Annotated in this window: 1 protein-coding gene; it reads right to left on the bottom strand. The window is 71.5% G+C overall.

All coding sequences use genetic code 11. From position 1 onward, the window contains the following. Nucleotides 1–564 (bottom strand): nitronate monooxygenase family protein (locus tag G7A99_RS24125; RefSeq protein ID WP_163144610.1); only part of this gene is annotated, 564 nt, incomplete at both ends.

Raw genomic sequence — 564 nt, 5'->3', positions numbered from 1 at the left:
GCCGTTAACAGCTCCTGTACAAGCCGGGCAACCAGTACCCCCGCCGGCATCTCCCGGCACAGCGGCGCGCCCTGTCCCGCCCAGTTGGGGGAATAGGCTGTGCTCCCCGCCGCCCTCGCGGCCGCATGGAGCTGTTTGGCCGCATCGTAGGCCAGCGGGTAATCGGGGACGCTGTCGTCGTCGCAACGCCCGATCTCATCCTGGAAAACACCGGCAACCCCCCGTGCCGGACGCCCGGATATCGCCCGGGTAACGGCCGTGCGCGCCGCGGAATCACTCCGCAGCGCCGTTCGGTGGGCCGCCGTCGCCGCGGATTCGGGACACGGGATGAAGGCGGTGCCGAGCTGGGCCCCTACGGCACCTAGCGCGAGCACGGCGCGTATACCCGGACCGTCCATAATCCCGCCCGAGGCGATCACCGGCACGGACAGCCGCGCGACAAGCCGTCTCACCAGAGGCATGAGCCCCAGGGCCTCGTCCTCTCCGGCGTCGAAATTGCCCCGGTGCCCGCCCGCCTCGATACCCTGTGCGACCACCGCGTCCGCGCCAGCCGCCTCCGCCGCC

Source organism: Arhodomonas sp. KWT, from assembly GCF_010993615.1.
Note: the sequence above shows the minus strand (reverse complement) of the source record. Positions and strands in the feature narration are given on the sequence as shown.